This is a genomic window from Flavobacterium anhuiense (assembly GCF_050990855.1).
Classification (GTDB): Bacteria; Bacteroidota; Bacteroidia; order Flavobacteriales; family Flavobacteriaceae; genus Flavobacterium; species Flavobacterium anhuiense_C.
In genome coordinates this window covers 3,925,709-3,941,218 of sequence record NZ_CP158861.1, presented here as the reverse complement: position 1 = coordinate 3,941,218, position 15,510 = coordinate 3,925,709, and the positions used below count along the sequence as shown (strand labels likewise).

General features: G+C 32.6%; 15 protein-coding genes. 6 read left to right on the top strand and 9 right to left on the bottom strand.

Going from position 1 to position 15,510, the window contains the following annotated elements; all coding sequences use genetic code 11:
* Nucleotides 1-119: 119 nt before the first annotated feature.
* Genes ABTV69_RS17540 through ABTV69_RS17530 form a run of 3 tightly spaced genes read left to right on the top strand, consistent with a single transcriptional unit; the run spans nt 120 to nt 4,016 of the window.
* On the top strand, nt 120-2,501 hold the full coding sequence (locus ABTV69_RS17540) for a TonB-dependent siderophore receptor (protein ID WP_433831048.1): 2,382 nt from the start codon (nt 120-122) through the stop codon (nt 2,499-2,501).
* 57 nt (nt 2,502-2,558) lie between these two features.
* The gene (locus tag ABTV69_RS17535; protein WP_433831046.1) at nt 2,559-3,647 is read left to right on the top strand and encodes a PepSY-associated TM helix domain-containing protein; all 1,089 of its coding nucleotides are present in this window, start codon (nt 2,559-2,561) and stop codon (nt 3,645-3,647) included.
* Nucleotides 3,648-3,665: 18 nt separating this feature from the next.
* Nucleotides 3,666-4,016 (top strand): hypothetical protein, encoded by a 351-nt coding sequence (locus ABTV69_RS17530; protein ID WP_433831044.1) that lies wholly within the window; start codon nt 3,666-3,668, stop codon nt 4,014-4,016.
* Nucleotides 4,017-4,047: 31 nt separating this feature from the next.
* On the opposite strand, the gene ABTV69_RS17525 is transcribed toward ABTV69_RS17530, so the two are convergent.
* From ABTV69_RS17525 to ABTV69_RS17510, 4 genes are all read right to left on the bottom strand, one after another.
* A complete protein-coding gene (locus tag ABTV69_RS17525; protein ID WP_433831042.1) occupies nt 4,048-4,524 on the bottom strand; it encodes a hypothetical protein in 477 nt (158 codons plus the stop codon).
* Between the two features lie 502 nt (nt 4,525-5,026).
* On the bottom strand, nt 5,027-5,836 hold the full coding sequence (locus ABTV69_RS17520) for an SDR family NAD(P)-dependent oxidoreductase (RefSeq protein WP_433831040.1): 810 nt from the start codon (nt 5,834-5,836) through the stop codon (nt 5,027-5,029).
* A gap of 60 nt (nt 5,837-5,896) precedes the next feature.
* Nucleotides 5,897-6,484, bottom strand: a complete 588-nt coding sequence (locus ABTV69_RS17515; RefSeq protein ID WP_433831038.1) for a TetR/AcrR family transcriptional regulator — start codon at nt 6,482-6,484, stop codon at nt 5,897-5,899.
* Between the two features lie 166 nt (nt 6,485-6,650).
* Nucleotides 6,651-9,038: a TonB-dependent receptor domain-containing protein gene (locus ABTV69_RS17510; protein WP_433831036.1), complete on the bottom strand. Its 2,388-nt coding sequence runs from the start codon at nt 9,036-9,038 to the stop codon at nt 6,651-6,653.
* Between the two features lie 141 nt (nt 9,039-9,179).
* Between ABTV69_RS17510 and ABTV69_RS17505 the strand changes: the two genes are divergently transcribed.
* From ABTV69_RS17505 to ABTV69_RS17495, 3 genes are read left to right on the top strand one after another with little or no spacing between them, the layout of a single operon-like run.
* On the top strand, nt 9,180-10,205 hold the full coding sequence (locus ABTV69_RS17505; RefSeq protein WP_433831034.1) for a sensor histidine kinase: 1,026 nt from the start codon (nt 9,180-9,182) through the stop codon (nt 10,203-10,205).
* Entirely contained in the window at nt 10,202-10,900 is a 699-nt protein-coding gene (locus ABTV69_RS17500) for a LytR/AlgR family response regulator transcription factor (RefSeq protein ID WP_433831032.1), read from the top strand. The genes ABTV69_RS17505 and ABTV69_RS17500 overlap by 4 nt, the downstream gene beginning before the upstream one ends.
* A 14-nt stretch (nt 10,901-10,914) precedes the next feature.
* Entirely contained in the window at nt 10,915-11,277 is a 363-nt protein-coding gene (locus tag ABTV69_RS17495) for an immunity protein Imm33 domain-containing protein (protein WP_433831030.1), read from the top strand.
* Between the two features lie 65 nt (nt 11,278-11,342).
* Here the strand turns inward: ABTV69_RS17495 and ABTV69_RS17490 are convergent, their stop codons facing one another.
* From ABTV69_RS17490 to ric, 5 genes are read right to left on the bottom strand one after another with little or no spacing between them, the layout of a single operon-like run.
* Complete coding sequence (locus ABTV69_RS17490) at nt 11,343-11,789, bottom strand: copper resistance protein CopD (RefSeq protein ID WP_433831028.1); 447 nt, start codon at nt 11,787-11,789, stop codon at nt 11,343-11,345.
* A gap of 21 nt (nt 11,790-11,810) precedes the next feature.
* Nucleotides 11,811-12,527, bottom strand: a complete 717-nt coding sequence (locus ABTV69_RS17485; protein WP_433831026.1) for an anaerobic ribonucleoside-triphosphate reductase activating protein — start codon at nt 12,525-12,527, stop codon at nt 11,811-11,813.
* On the bottom strand, nt 12,481-12,648 hold the full coding sequence (gene nrdD / locus ABTV69_RS17480) for an anaerobic ribonucleoside-triphosphate reductase (protein WP_433831024.1): 168 nt from the start codon (nt 12,646-12,648) through the stop codon (nt 12,481-12,483). The genes ABTV69_RS17485 and nrdD overlap by 47 nt, the downstream gene beginning before the upstream one ends.
* A complete protein-coding gene (locus ABTV69_RS17475) occupies nt 12,629-14,752 on the bottom strand; it encodes a ribonucleoside triphosphate reductase (protein WP_433831022.1) in 2,124 nt (707 codons plus the stop codon). Before ABTV69_RS17475 ends, nrdD begins: the two co-directional genes overlap by 20 nt.
* Before the next feature lie 11 nt (nt 14,753-14,763).
* Nucleotides 14,764-15,495, bottom strand: coding sequence for an iron-sulfur cluster repair di-iron protein (ric, locus tag ABTV69_RS17470; RefSeq protein ID WP_433831020.1), 732 nt, complete (start codon nt 15,493-15,495; stop codon nt 14,764-14,766).
* Nucleotides 15,496-15,510: the final 15 nt, after the last annotated feature.

Sequence of the window (15,510 nt, the reverse complement as noted above, 5' to 3'; positions counted from 1 at the left end):
GAAATCTCATGGTTTGTTTTTTAATTATTTTTTAAGAAAGTTTTAATCTTTCTGTAAGAAGTCAGTTCTCATTTATATATTTGTAACCAGTCTAAATAAGGATAAATTATAAATTTTATATGAAAACAATTTTTAAAACACTTAAAAACAATGTTGTATGTCAAGTTTTTGCAGCCTTTTTGATTCTTTTCCTTTGTTCAGAAACGGCTTTTTGTCAATCAACTGTTGGTACAATTTTCGGTAAGGCTGTCCTTAAAGACGGAAATTCTTTACAAGGTGCAACAGTGAAAATTTCAGAATTAAATAAAACTACCACAACCGATTCTGACGGTACTTATCAATTAAAAAATATTCCTTTCGGAACTTATTTCGTTGAAATAAAATTGAACGGTTACGAATCTTCTCCGGCTTCAGTTATTGTTGATCAGAATAGTACAGAAGTTATTCTTGATTTTGAAATGGCATATACATCCCAAAAATTAGAAGAAGTAATTGTAAGTTCTGGAGGAAACCGATTTGCTAGAAAAGAAAGTGAAGAAGTTTCTAAAATGAAACTAAAAAATATGGAAAACCCTCAGGTTTATACAATTGTAAGTAAGGAATTAATGAAAGAGCAAGTTATCACAGATTATAATAGTGCTTTTAAAAACGTTCCAGGCGCAGGTATTGCCGAAGTGAGAAATCAAGGAAGAACAACTAATATTTCTCGTGGATTTGCAACTCCTCAATTAGTAAGAAACGGCGTTGGAAGTTTTACATATAATACAATCGATCCGTCTAATTTAGAGCGAATTGAGGTGATAAAAGGCCCATCTGCAACTTTATTCGGAAGTACGATTTCTTCTTTCGGTGGATTGTTTAACCGTGTTACCAAAAAGCCTTTTAATTTCTTTAAAGGAGAAGTGTCGTATTCGGCTGGAGATTGGGATTTGAATCGTTTGACCGCTGATATTAATACGCCTCTAAATGAAGATAAAACAGCTCTTTTTAGAATTAATACCGCTTTGCATAGCGAAAGAAGTTTTCAAGATGCAGGATTTAACAAAAGTTTTTTCATCGCGCCAAGTTTCTCTTATGAAGTAAGCGACAGATTGACTTTATTGATTGATGCTGAATTTAGTGTGTCTAAAGGAACGTCTCCAACAAGATTAACGCCTTATGCAAAAGCAGACGCTACGGCTCATAGTATCGAAGAACTAGGAATTCCGTACAATCTTTCTTTTGCTAATAATACCGTAAATTATACAGGTCAGCAGTATAATATTTTTGCGCAGTTGAAATATAAAATTTCTGATGAATGGACGTCGCAAACTATCGTTTCACGCACAAGATCTTCGTCTGAAGGATATGTTGTGGCTTTGACTATGTTAAGCAATGAAACTTTAAGACAGCAAGTTACCAATCAAGATTATCCGTATTATGGAACAGATATTCAGCAGAATTTCAACGGAGATTTCAAAATCGGGAAATTGCGTAATAGAGTAGTGGCAGGTTTAGATTTTTACAGCCTTCGTGCAACACGTAACGATGCCACAGTAAACATGCCGGCGCTTAATTTCAGAAAACCTGGAGATGCTTATAACAACTTTACTATCAATAAAATTGAACCTTTATTTGCAACTGCAACATATACCAATATGGTCTCAAATGACGAAAGAACATACAGTGCCTATGTTTCTGATGTTTTAAATGTTACGGACAAATTATTAGTAATGGCTGGACTTAGAGCTGATCGTTATATTAATAAAGGAGTGTATTATCCAAGTCGTGATTCTATTGCTGGAAATTATAATCAAACGGCATTTTCGCCAAGATTGGGAGCAGTTTACCAATTGGTTAAAGATAAAGTTTCTGTTTTCGGAAATTACATGAACGGATTTAATAATGTTGGTGGTTCTGACTTCTATGGAAATACTTTTAAACCCAATCAGGCGAATCAGTTAGAAGGTGGTGTTAAATTTGACTTCAATAAAATTAGCGCGACTTTTAGTTATTACGACATTAAGGTAACTAATGTTACTCGCGATGATCCAGATCACGTAAACTTTCAGATTCAAGACGGAACGCAATTGAGCAAAGGTTTTGAAGCAGAATTGATTGCAAATCCTATTAAAGGTTTAAACATTGTAGCAGGCTATACTTACAATGATAGCGAATACACAAAAGCAAATCCGAGCATTAATGGTTTAAGACCTACAACGGCTGGTTCTCCTACAACTGCGAATCTTTGGGCAAGTTATAGATTGACAGAAGGTGCTGCATCTGGTTTAGGATTTGGTTTTGGTGGAATTTATGGAAGTGAATATTATCAAACCAATACAGCAACTTTTAAATTCAGTATTCCGTCTTATACCGTTTTAGATGCTTCGGTATTTTATGACCGACCAAAATTTCGTTTAGGTTTAAAAGTAGATAATCTTACGAATGAAAAATACTGGTCGTATCGTTTAGCCGCTCAAAACCCAACAAGAGTTACAGGAAACATTACTTTCAAATTCTAAAGATTTCAATTCGTCAATTTAAAGGATATTGTCTACATTTGGATTTTATAGCACATTATGACCAAAGGTTTTAAAAATACTATCAGACAAATACATTTGTGGCTCGGTTTAGCATCGGGCCTCATTGTTTTTATAGTGAGTATCACCGGATTTCTTTATGTTTTTGAAGAAGAAATTCGTGATTATTCGTATCAAGAATATCTTCATGTTCCCGTTCAGGAAAAGCCATTTATAGGGTTAAAAACTATAATTGAAAATTATGAACGTCTGGAACCGAAACAGAAAATTACAGCTTTAAAAATTGAGAAAGCGGAACCGAATGCTACAGTTCAAATTTCGACCAAAAAGAAAAAGACCTATTATTTTAATCCGTATGATGGAACTTTAATTAATCAGCGAAATGCAGATTGGTTGAATACGGCACTAGAAATTCACCGCACTTTGTTATTGGGAGAGTTTGGCGAATTGATACAAGGCTGGTCGGTTGTGATTTTTATCGTTATGCTGATTACGGGATTAATTTTATGGTTTCCTAAGCAAAGACGTCAGCTTAAACAATCCTTAAAGATAAAGTGGAGTGGTTCTTTTAAAAGAGTTAATTATGATTTGCACCAAGTTCTCGGATTTTACGCTTCCATTTTTTTACTTTTAATTGCTTTTTCTGGAACTTATTTTAAATATGATGCTGTTAAAAAAGGAGTCGGCATTGTTACAGGAAGCAAACTCAGAAAAGGAGATGAAGTAGTTTCTATTGCCAAAATTGATTCGACAACGATTCCTGTTCGTTTTAATAAAATCTACGAAAACGCGAATGCAAAATATCCTGGAGCAACTTCAGTTTCGTTTTCAATTAGAAAAACAGGAGAAATGCGATTGAGAATGGTCTATCCAAAGAATTGGGCAAGAAATCAGAATACGATCTTTTTTGATGGCAAAACAGGTCAAATGCTCAGAACGAAATTATACAAAGACAACAATGCTGCCGATGTTTACGAAGCGAGTAATTACGAATTGCATACAGGAGTTTTCTTTGGTTTGCCAGGAAAAATAATTTGGAGTGTGGTCAGTTTGATTGGAGCTTCGTTGCCTATTACCGGATTTATTATTTGGTGGAAAAAAGGGAAGAAGTCTAAGAAGAAAAAGTAATGATATCGTCTGTAAATAATGAAAAACTTCGAATTATATTGGAAAGAACTTCATATTGGTTCATTGGTTGAAACGAATTGGGACATGAGAAGTTCGGGAGATATTGTATTTGATACTGATTTTTTGAACGGATCTTCAGAAGAAATTACTCCTATTATGAGATTAATTAAACATTCTGTTCGATACAGTATTTATTTAGAAAATGGTGAGACTGGAGATGATGGTGATCAATTGCTAAAAGAGGAAAATGAATTTTTGGATTTGATTAATTGTTCTGATTGGTATTTAATAAACGAAAAAAAAGAAAAGGTAAATATTCTTTGTCCATTTTTTCATGAAGATAACGGAATAACTTGGCAAAAGGTTTGAGTTTAGATTAAATTGCACTTCTTTATTTTTCTCACATATCCAATTGAACTACAAATTTTCCCACATATGGATTATCAGCCATTTGCGAATGTCCAATTATTAAAATATAATCTCCTTTCTGTTCCAATTTTGTTTCTAAATCCATTCCAAAAGGCCCGTCTGAAGTTTTATCAGGAGCAATGATTTGGTTAAAGCGAATGTTTCCGCTTTCAGGAAGAATAATTTTTGCTTTAAGATTTTTAGAATCCAGATTGGTAAATTTTACATAAACTTTAGAAGTTACTGCATGTAAAGTCCCTTCGGCGGTATAAACATTATTTTCATTTTTTGATTTCATAAAAATAGTATCTCCTGTTTGTGTGTTTTCTTCTTGAACTAAAGGTGTATCAGCAACTGTCTTTTGTTGTACAGTATCTTGTAAGGTTTCAGAAGAATTATCGTATTTGTTTTCTTTTTTTCCACAGGAAAGACAAAAAAGGCAAAGGAAAAGCAGTGACAGATTTTTCATAACAGAATAGTTTAATAGAATGTTATTCAAATTTAATTGTTTTTCAATTGAATGATGTTACATAATAATCAGGAGATTTTATTTGATTGTAAATTTTCTAAGTTTTAAATTAAAAAAATGCTGTTTAAAATAAATAGCATTTTTGTTAGATTTTACTGGATTTCTAAACAAATTTAAGACTATGCTTTAAAAATTATTATGGAGTTCCATCGGGACGAAATATTTATAGAAATTCATTTATTGGGTTTTAGGATAGCTCCTTAGATGCGAAATATGTCGCTCCGCTGGAGCTTTTAATTTTGGCGCGTAATTTATATCTATAAATATTTCGCTCTTCCAGAGCTTTTAAATGCTTTTGTTTTTTTTATAGGTTTTCTAATTAAACATAGCCCACGGTTTCAACCGTGGGTACACAAACAGAAGAGATTCCCATTGTGCCCCAGTGTTGAAACCTTGAGCTATGTTTCAATTTGATTGAATCAAATTGCGTTAGATATATGAATTAACCATGTGCTTCAACCGAAACAGCGTTCCATTTTTCCCAGTTTTCTAGTCTTTGCTCGTAGCTTTGTTTTACGAATGGCAAAGCTACTTTTCCTAACAATAATCGTAGTGGCGGATTTTCTGATTCTACTAAATTCACCACGGCTGGAGCTGTTGCCTGAACTTTTCCGAATATGTTTTCTCTTTCTGCCAAAGCTTTTTTGATTTCGTCGTAATATGGTAAACTTTCGCTTGTAATTCCGGTATGCCAGATGTTAGATTCGTAGCCATTTGGTTCTAATAAAGTTACATTGATTCCGAATTGTTTTACTTCAGATGCTAAAGTTTCACTCAATCCTTCAACAGCAAACTTGGAAGCGCTGTAAAGTCCCATTGCTGTTGGTAAAGTTGCTAATCCTAAAATTGAAGAAACTTGAATAATATGTCCGTTTTTTTGTTCTCTCATGATTGGAACAACGGCTTGCGTTAACCATAAAGTTCCAAAGAAATTAGTTTCAAATTGTTCTCTTGCTTCTTGTTCGCTTGCTTCTTCGACAGCTCCAGTAAGCGCATAACCGGCATTGTTAATCAAAACATCAATTGTTCCAAAATGCTGTTTTACTTTTTGAACCACTTCCAAAGATTCTTGACGTTTATTTACATCTAATTTTAAAGGTAAAATGCTGTTTCCGTATTTTTCTTTAAGATCGTTTAAAGTTTCAAGATTTCTGGCTGTTGCAGCTACGTTGTATCCTTTAGCTAAAAATGCTTCTGTCCAAGCTCTTCCAAATCCTTTTGAAGCTCCTGTAATTAAAATTGTTTTTGACATGGTAATTGTTTTTATAATTATTTAATAAATGACCAATCGGTCATATTTTGAATAAAAAAATTATATCCTTTTTTCAGATATATTTTTTTTTAGTGTTTGCACTATTATATTCATATTGTCATTGTTTCCAGACATTCTAGACATCAAATGTCCGCCTTCTAACATGGCAAAAAGAATTGTTGAGAATTCTGCCGCATTCCAGTTTGGATCGAATTCCTTATCTGAAATTCCTTTTTCTATAATTGAAGTCAGAAGCTGTTGCCCGCGTTTAATCGCACTATTTACTTTCTCTTTTACAATCGGATTTGTGTCATCGGCTTCTGTTCCAAAATTCAATAAAGGACAGCCACCAATAAGTGGCGGATTTATCGGATTGCTAAAAAAATCGATGTATGCATAAAGTTGTTTCGTAGCACTTTTTCCTTGGGAAAGCTCTGCTTGTAGTTTGCTGCTCAAAACTTTCATATTATGATCTACAGCAGCACAAGCCAAAACATCTTTATTTTCAAAATGAACATACATACTTCCTTTTGACAATTTGGTTGCTTCCATAATATCGCTCATAGAAGTAGCTGCAATTCCTTTTGTATTAAAAATAGGAGCGGCTTTCTCTATAATAAATTGTCTGGTTTCTTCACCTTTTGTCATGATAGATTGTATTTACGATGCAAATATATGACCGATTGGTCATATATGCAAATAAAAAATGTTTTTTTTCTGTATGTGATTGTTTATTAAGTAAATAAAACAGCTTCAAAATCTGCAAAATAGTTATGTTGAAGCTGTTTATCTAAAATTAACTTAGTGCAATAAATTAATTCGCGCGATTTCTTTCCTCTTCATTTCCAAAACTTCTTTCCTTAGATTTTACATTTTGGTTTCCGAATTTATAACTCAAAGCAATTCTAAAAGCTTTAGAATCATGGTAGTTTCTCACGGTGTTTTTAATTCCGTTTGAATAATAAGAAATTAAAGGTTTTTGCGCATTCAATACATCTTCCCCTGTCAGAGTTATGGAAAGGTTCTTTTTTAAAGCTAAAAATTTCACAGAAACATCTAAAATATTCATTGTAGTAATATTAAAAACCTGATAACGACCTGGTAATTGCAAACCATAGTTTAAACCCAGAAAAAGTGTTTTAGACTGATTCACTGTAAAATCATTATTGCTGTAGATATAACTGTTGTAGCCTTCTGTAGAGACAATTAGAGCCGTTTTAGATTGTACTCTTTGATAGTTTAAATTGAATCCCATATAGCTGTTCCACCAATTGTATTTGTTGAAATTGTAATAGGTTGAAATCCCAATTTGGTAAGTGTCTGCATAATTTATTGGCGTACTTTTAGTGATATTTGTTTCAGGATTTATAATCGCTAATTCTTGCCCGAAGTTTGAAACTTGAGAAAAATAAACTTTATTTACCCATTTTTGATTTCTGATGTAAGAAAACTCAAAATTGTCAATAATAGAAGGTTTCAAAAACGGATTTCCTTCTGAATAATAAAACGGACTTGTTCTAATCACAAACGGATTTAAATAATCGAAATCTGGACGACGGATTCTTCTGCTGTAATTTAGAGAAAACGAATTATTATCGTTCGCCTTGTAAGTCACATAAGCCGTTGGAAACAATTTGATATAATTGTTTTTATTGATTTGATTTAAGTTTTCAGAATAACCTTCTGTTTGTGTTGCTTCGGCTCTTAAACCAATTTGGCTTTCCCATTTTTCATTTAATTTTTTGTTGGCAGAAAAATATAAGGCTTCGTTATATTCTTTGTAAGTGAATATATTAGAATGATTTGTGTCAAGAACAGGAGTGCCGGTTTCATTATCAAAAACGGTTAAATTATTTTTGGTATTCGTATAAAATCCTTTCCCGCCAAAACTGATATTCGCCCAAGAACAAGGAAATGAAACATCAATTTTTGCCGAATAATTTTTAAATTGATTTAAATTAGAATTGATCGCTGCGAAGTAAGTTCCTGAAATATTTTTTTTCTCATTATCCATTTCATTGCCTGAAAAGGTTCGAGAATCTTCTTTTTGATAATCAAAATAATCCAAATCGATCGTAATATTTTTGCCCTCACTATTTAAACTAAAAAGGTTATTCCAATTTAGAGAATTCATTTGCGGTTTGTTCTGTGAATTCACATCAGACAAAATATAAGAATTGATTTCTCCAGAAGTATTGTAACGAGTCGTCAGCGGATTATTGGCTATATTTTTGTCATTAAAACTTCCTAAATATTTTACTCCAGAAGCCCATTTTTCAGTAAGTTTATAATCGACACCAAAACCAATACTTAATAAATTGGTTTTTGATTGGTTTGTAATATTTTGTTTCCAAAGTTCGTTTGGGTAAGAAATTCGATTTTCAGAAGTGGTGCGAAATTGATTTTTTCCTTTATTGATTGAAGCTTGAAGCGACAATTTATTGTAATTGTAAAGAAACAATCCGTTTAGATTTCCGCTTGCATAACTTCTTTGCGTATAAGTAGTTCCAAGATTCGCCGTCCATGAATTTGCTTTAGCAGTTTTCAATTTAATATTAATTAAACCGCTATTTCCTTCCGCTTCATATTTTGCTGGCGGCGTTGTAATTACTTCAATACTTTTAATATTATCGGCAGGAATTGATCTTAAAAATGCAACCAAATCCTCTTGCGTCATTTTATTCAAACGATCATCAATCATCACCAAAACTTCTCCTTTTCCAACAATAGCAATCGTTTCGTTTTGAACTCTTACGGTTGGTGTTGATTTTAAAGCATCCAAAGCTGTTCCGCCAGTGGCAACAACCGAATTTTCGACATTAAAAACCAAACGATCTACTTTTTGTTCAACCAATTTTTTTCTCGATTTAACGGTAACGCCATCCAGCTGAATTTGTTCTTTTACTTTCAAATTTCCTAAATCAATATTTTGATTGATTAGAATTGATTTATTACTGAATTCAGTTCCAAATTGTTCTATTATTAATTGGTAATTTCCTTTTTCTGCATTCAAAGTAAAATTCCCCAAACTGTCAGAAGAAGCTTGTTGGTACAAGGTTTTATCTGCCTTTAATAAAGTGGCAGTTGCAAATTCCAACGGCGTTTTATTCTGATTGATGATTTTTCCTTTTACAGAAAATTGTTGGGCAAATACGCTAATTTGAAATAGAAATAAGACGGATACTAAAATGATTTTGTTCATGGTTTAAAAATTAATTACAGGACAAAACTGTTAGAATTAAAACCTAAAAACCACTTTTATCGACAAACCCCTTCGATTAATCTGCAAACCCGTTAAAATGCTTTTTCTCGAATGTATATCTTTGTTTTAAAATCAATCCGAATGTACAAAGGCACTATTACCAAAAAGCTCGAAGGCGCAATTCATCTTATTTATTGGCTTTTAATTTCTTATTTCACTTTCGTGAAAAATCCGATAGTAGCAAAGTCTTTTTCAGTTCCAGATTTATTCGTTTGCACTTATTTTATTGTTTTTATACTTACTTTTTATTTTCATTATTTGATTGTAATGAAGCAGGTTTTCAAATCCTTTAGTTGGAAAAAACTTCTGGCAGGAGCTTTTGTTTCTTATTTGGTTTTTACTTTTTTAAGATGGATAATCGAGCAGGTTATAACCAAAATTTTATTCGATCGCGTCAATTATACTACAACTGATTTTGCCAATTATATGCTTGATAATCTTCATTACAGCAGTATGAGTATTATTTTGAGTTCGTTTCTCTGGTTTGTGATTTATTCGATTCGTCTTTTAGAATACAACAAGCTTATTTTAGAAGAAAATAAGAATACCGAAATCAAATTTTTGAAAGCGCAGATTAATCCGCACTTTGTATTTAATACTTTAAATAATATTTACTCAATGGTTTATTTTCAGTCAGATAAGTCGTTGACGGCAATTGATAAATTAAGTCAGATTATGCGTTTTACGACTTACGAATCACAGAAAGAAAAGATTAAATTAGCTGACGAAGTTGATTATATAAAAGCGTATATTGAACTCGAAGAATTGAGACATCAAGAGAATTTTTCGGTTGATTTTAAGGTCGAAATCAAAAATGAATTTGAAGAAATTCCGCCGTATATTTTATCGCCTTTTGTTGAAAATGCTTTAAAACATGGAGAAGTTTCGAATGCTGAACCGATACATATCGAATTGAAAGTTTCTGAAAACAAATTGAATTTTAAAGTGAAGAATAAAATCGGAACTCAGAAAAAAGACAAATTGGGAGGCATCGGATTGGACAATTTACAGAAACGACTTGAGATTTATTATCCTAAAAAACATCAGTTAAAAATCTCAAACGACGAAAACCATTTTACAGCAGAACTTGAAATAGATTTAAAATGAATAAAAAAATAAATTGCATCATTCTAGACGACGAACCGTTTGCTGTAAAATTAATTGCCGATTATGCTTCTAAAGTTTCAAGATTAAATATTTTATACGCTGATAGTGATGTTTTTAAAGCAATTGAAGTTTTAAACACTGAACAGGTTGATTTGATTTTTATTGATATTCAAATGCCACAATTAACGGGAATTGAATTGATGCAAATGTTCAATCAGAAATATAATTTTATAATAACTTCTGCTTATCCGCAATATGCTTTAGAAGCGTTTCAGTTTCATGTAATTGATTATTTATTGAAGCCGATTACGTTCAATCGATTTTATCAAAGTGTCGAGAAATTCATTCGCTGGCAAGAAACTTTTCAAGTTACTGAAAAAGCTGGAGATGATTTTCTTTTTGTAAAAGCAGATCGAAAGCATTATAAAATTGCCATTAACGACATTTTACATATTGAAGGTTTACGCGATTATATTCGTATTCATACCAATGATGAAAAAATAATGGCTTTAGAAAACATGAAAGATATTTTGGAGAAATTGCCATCGAATCAATTCATTAGAATTCATCGTTCGTACATTATTCCAAAAAATAAAATAAAAGTGATTGATGGAAATCAGATTTTGATGAAAAGTGGAGTTGTTTTGCCAATTGGTGAAACGTATAGAAAACTGGTTAGTGAGTGGTTGGTTTAAAAACAAATAAAAAGATGGAAAATAGCGAAATAATTGAAATTCAAAAACAAATTTGTAATAAATACGGAATTAAGTTTGAACCGTGTGAATTGGATTTAAAACTTGGAATTTCATTAAATATAATTGAGAAAAACTACGAAATGCCAATTTACGCATCACGACTTCGCGTTGAAAACGGTACAAATGGTTGGTATATCTGGGCTGGTGAATATTCTGAGGATGATGATTTCTTTAAGCCGTTACATGCTTCTCATTTAGCAGAATATTGTCCATTACTTTTACCTTATTTGGGTTTAGCTCCTGGAAGCAAAGTTTTAATTGCAGAAAATGGCAATTATGTAGATGTGTGGGAAGATTTGTCTTTACTAGAGATATAAAAATTAAAAAGCGCAAAGTCGTGAAACATTTGCGCTTACATTAAAAATCAGTTAGTTGAGTTAATCTAAATTCCGCCATAACGCAATGTCGACCCTAAAATTAGCATTGCAACTCCAATTGAAGTAACCGTTATAATAATTATGGCAATTCTGTAAATATTGTTTTTATTAAGATTTGGAATAACAAAAAATTGAGCGCAAACTGCACAGATAAAAGTGCAGAAAAGTAAAATCAGTTTTATGGAAACTACTTTTTCAAATCCGCTTGAAAAATGAAACCAGGTTTCTGCTTTAATCCCAAAGTCATACGCCATCCAAATTCCTGTAATAATTAGCAAAGCAAGAGAAGACATTCCGAGTGCTTCAAATTTCTTTTCAAAATTTAAAATTAGCTGCGGATCTTTTTTCTTTAATGCTGTTGGAAGATAACAAATTGCTAAAAGTAAATGTCCGCCAACCCAAATTGTCGCAGCCAATAGATGAACTATAAGTACACAATGATGTAAAGTCATAAAACATTCGTTTTAAATTTATTACTCCCTAAAAATAACTTTTATTTTTGAAGTTGAAAAGTCTTTAAGCTGTATTTTTTTATTCGAATCGTCTAATTTTGAAAGCGTTGGTACATTATTCATAAAATGCTGTACATAATAATTTCCTTCAAAATTTTTGCTTTCCAAATATGCAATCATCTTCACAAAATCATTTTCTGAAATTAAAGAAGAATGAAAAGTCGTGCGAACTTCAAACGGAATATTCGACCGAATTAAAAGCGAAAGGCTTTCTTCAAATTCTAAAAATAAGCCTGATTGCGTTAGCTGTTTAAAGGTATGAGGAAGACTTTTATAATCTAACGCAACATAATCAATTAATTGGTTATGAATCAGGCTATTTAATATTTTTGGATTGGAACCGTTGGTATCTATTTTAACCTCAAATCCCATTGCTTTGATTTCTTTTATAAAATCAATTATATTTTTGTGTAAAGTGCATTCGCCGCCGCTTAAAACCACTCCGTCTAATAATCCTTTTCTAGTTTTTAAGAAGGAAAGAACTTTGTTAAAATCAATTTTTCCTTTTCCTAAAACAATGTCTGGATTGTAGCAGTATAAACACCGCATGTTACAGCCCGCAAACCACACTATGCAGGCTGTTTTGTGCGGATAATCTAATAAAGTAAAAGGCGTGAGGCTAAATATTCCTTTAATAGATAATGCTTTCTTCGAAATGTGTACGCTGTTGGTGTTCACCTTTTTTTCCAATATTAAAACTTTCTACAGGTCTGTGATATCCCATTACACGTGTATAAACCAAACATTTACTTCTTTGGGATTTTTTTTCTTCTAGAATTTTAAGCGTTTTCGTTCTCATAAGCCAAGTGTTTTTGATTGTTTTTATTGAGTAAAATTTCGTCGCATTTTGGGCAGTATTCATGTTCTCCATTTAAGTAGCCATGAATAGGGCAGATGCTAAAAATTGGTGTTACGGTTATGTATGGCAGTTTAAAGCTGGTTAAAACTTTCTTTACGAAGTTTTTACAAGCTGCTGGACTGCTTATTTTTTCTCTCATATAAAGATGCAAAACTGTACCGCCAGTATATTTGCATTGTAATTCGTCTTGAAGCAATAAAGCCTCAAAAGGATCGTCGGTATGATCTACAGGAATTTGTGAACTATTAGTATAATAGATATTTTCATTTTGTCCCGCTTGTAAAATCTCTGGAAAACGCTTTTTATCTTCTTTTGCAAAACGGTACGTTGTTCCTTCAGCTGGAGTTGCTTCTAGATTGTAAAGATTTCCAGTTTCTTCTTGAAATTCTTTCATTCTCAATCGAATGTGATCTAAGATTTCTGTGGCAAAATGAATTCCAGAATTGCACGTAATATTCTGCTTTCCTTTAGAAAAATTCAAAACCATTTCATTCATTCCATTTACGCCAATGGTAGAAAAATGATTTCTAAAATGTTTCAAATAACGCTGCGTGTACGGATAAAGCCCGCGGTCGTACATTTCTTGAATAAAGATTCTCTTTTTCTCCAAAGTCGATTTTGCGATCAGCAAAAGTTCATCCAAATGAGCAAATAAATTGATGATATTTCCTTTGTGCAAATATCCCAAACGTGCCATATTTATGGTTACGACTCCAATGCTTCCCGTCATTTCTGCGCTTCCGAAAAGACCATTTCCACGTTTTAATAATTCTCTTAAATCGAGCTGTAAACGGCAACACATACTTCGAACAGCGTTTGGTTTGTAGGCTTCTGGGTTTTCTATACGATTTCCATTTTCGTCCAAAATATACTGGCTTCCAATAAAATTTTGGAAATAAGACGAACCAATTTTGGCCGTGTTTTCAAATAACAAATCGACATTTTCTCCTTGCCAGTCAAAATCTTCTGTGATGTTTACTGTCGGAATCGGAAAAGTAAACGGTTGTCCATTTGCATCTCCTTCCGTCATAATCGTGTAATAGGCTTTATTAATAAGATTCATTTCTTTTTGAAAATCTCCATATTTTAAGTCTATCAGTTTTTTAGCGCCTCTTTTTTTGGCTTCTTCAAATAGATTTTTATCATTTACGGTCAAAAATAAATGCTGATCATTTCTGGTCGGAATTTGTTCTTTTAAATCTTCTGGAACATTCCAATCTAAAGTAATATTTGTGAAAGGCGATTGTCCCCAACGCGCTGGAACATTTAGATTGTAAACAAAACTTCTAATTCCTTTTAAAACTTCTTCATAAGAAAGCTGATCTTTAAAAACATAAGGAGCTAGATAGGTATCAAAAGAACTGAAAGCTTGAGCGCCAGCCCATTCGCTTTGCAAAATTCCTAAGAAATTTGCCATTTGCCCTAATGCTTCTCTAAAATGAGAAGGAGGTCTGCTCTCGACACGGCCGCGCACGCCATTAAAACCTTCATTTAATAGCACACGCAGGCTCCAACCAGCGCAGTATCCGGTAAGACAATCCAAATCATGAATGTGTATGTCGCCATTCCTATGAGCAGAACCTTCTTCTTTGTTATATATTTTATCCAGCCAATAATTGGCAATCACTTTTCCTGCGGTATTACTGACTAAACCAGCGTTTGAATACGAAATATTAGCATTCGCATTAATCCTCCAATCCGATTGATTAATGTATTCTTCAACAGTTTGCGTACTGTCTATATATGTTGTGTAGTCGTTTAAACCATTAATATGTTCCCGTTGTAATTTTCTGGTATGACGATAAATTATAAACGAACGCATAGCCTGGAAATACCCTTTTTCAAAAAACGCTCTTTCTATCATGTCCTGAATTTCTTCGACAGGCCACGAAAACTTTATCTCAAGACCAGATAGAACTGTTTTATAAATTCTCTGGTCTATAGGCTCATTAACGCTTTGAAAGGCTTTCTGAATGGCATCCTGAATTTTATAAGCTTCAAAAGGCTTATATTCACCATTGCGTTTGATTACATATTTTTCCATAGTATTTTTATTTAGGACACTTTTTCAAATGTTTTTTCAAGTTCAATTGCTTTAGGAAATAAAATATTGTTTTCCAAATGAATGTGCTTTTTCAAATCTTTGTCAAATTCTTCCAGCATGGCAAAAGCAGCTTTGTAGGTATTGCAAGACTCGATTGGTGGCGTAAAATTATTGGTCAATGCAGCAATTCTCCTAAAACGTTCTCCTTCTGTAAGATGATCCTCTTTTAATGTCAAAATAGGGTTTTCGATAGATAAAAAAGGCGGTGTTTCCAGTTCTGTACCTTTACTGTGTGCTATTTTCATTCTTTTGATAAAAGGAAAAACTACCAACTCTTCTCTTTTCATGTGAGTTGTTAAATCCAAATACGATTTTGAAAAAATGGTATGAATTTCATGCAACTCAGGATGAATCGCACCATGAACACCGCATAATTTATCTAAATATTGAAGAATGATGGGGGACTTTTCTTCAATATATTTATGATGGGTTTTGGTAATATAATCTGCAATCATGTCGGCCGACCAACTTTTGTAATCAAAAGATTGATTAGCAGAACTGCTTCTTGCTTTTTCTATATGTTCAATAAGAACACTTTCTTCAATATCTCTTTTTTTGCAGACTTCTTCGATTGTTCGATGTCCTTTGCAGCAAAAATCGATATGAAATTTTGTAAAAATGGCTGCTGTTTTGAAATCATCTGCTACGATTTCACCAATTGTAGTTTTGCTTGTTAGTTTCATAATTTAGGGGGTATA

Coding starts and splice junctions, on each gene's coding strand:
- ABTV69_RS17490 (WP_433831028.1), bottom strand. CDS start 11,789: ATGACTTTACATCATTGTGTACTTATAGTTCATCTATTGGCTGCGACA.
- ABTV69_RS17505 (WP_433831034.1), top strand. CDS start 9,180: ATGTACAAAGGCACTATTACCAAAAAGCTCGAAGGCGCAATTCATCTT.
- ABTV69_RS17510 (WP_433831036.1), bottom strand. CDS start 9,038: ATGAACAAAATCATTTTAGTATCCGTCTTATTTCTATTTCAAATTAGC.
- ABTV69_RS17540 (WP_433831048.1), top strand. CDS start 120: ATGAAAACAATTTTTAAAACACTTAAAAACAATGTTGTATGTCAAGTT.
- ABTV69_RS17535 (WP_433831046.1), top strand. CDS start 2,559: ATGACCAAAGGTTTTAAAAATACTATCAGACAAATACATTTGTGGCTC.
- nrdD (WP_433831024.1), bottom strand. CDS start 12,648: ATGAGAACGAAAACGCTTAAAATTCTAGAAGAAAAAAAATCCCAAAGA.
- ABTV69_RS17520 (WP_433831040.1), bottom strand. CDS start 5,836: ATGTCAAAAACAATTTTAATTACAGGAGCTTCAAAAGGATTTGGAAGA.
- ABTV69_RS17515 (WP_433831038.1), bottom strand. CDS start 6,484: ATGACAAAAGGTGAAGAAACCAGACAATTTATTATAGAGAAAGCCGCT.
- ric (WP_433831020.1), bottom strand. CDS start 15,495: ATGAAACTAACAAGCAAAACTACAATTGGTGAAATCGTAGCAGATGAT.
- ABTV69_RS17530 (WP_433831044.1), top strand. CDS start 3,666: ATGAAAAACTTCGAATTATATTGGAAAGAACTTCATATTGGTTCATTG.
- ABTV69_RS17525 (WP_433831042.1), bottom strand. CDS start 4,524: ATGAAAAATCTGTCACTGCTTTTCCTTTGCCTTTTTTGTCTTTCCTGT.
- ABTV69_RS17475 (WP_433831022.1), bottom strand. CDS start 14,752: ATGGAAAAATATGTAATCAAACGCAATGGTGAATATAAGCCTTTTGAA.
- ABTV69_RS17500 (WP_433831032.1), top strand. CDS start 10,202: ATGAATAAAAAAATAAATTGCATCATTCTAGACGACGAACCGTTTGCT.
- ABTV69_RS17495 (WP_433831030.1), top strand. CDS start 10,915: ATGGAAAATAGCGAAATAATTGAAATTCAAAAACAAATTTGTAATAAA.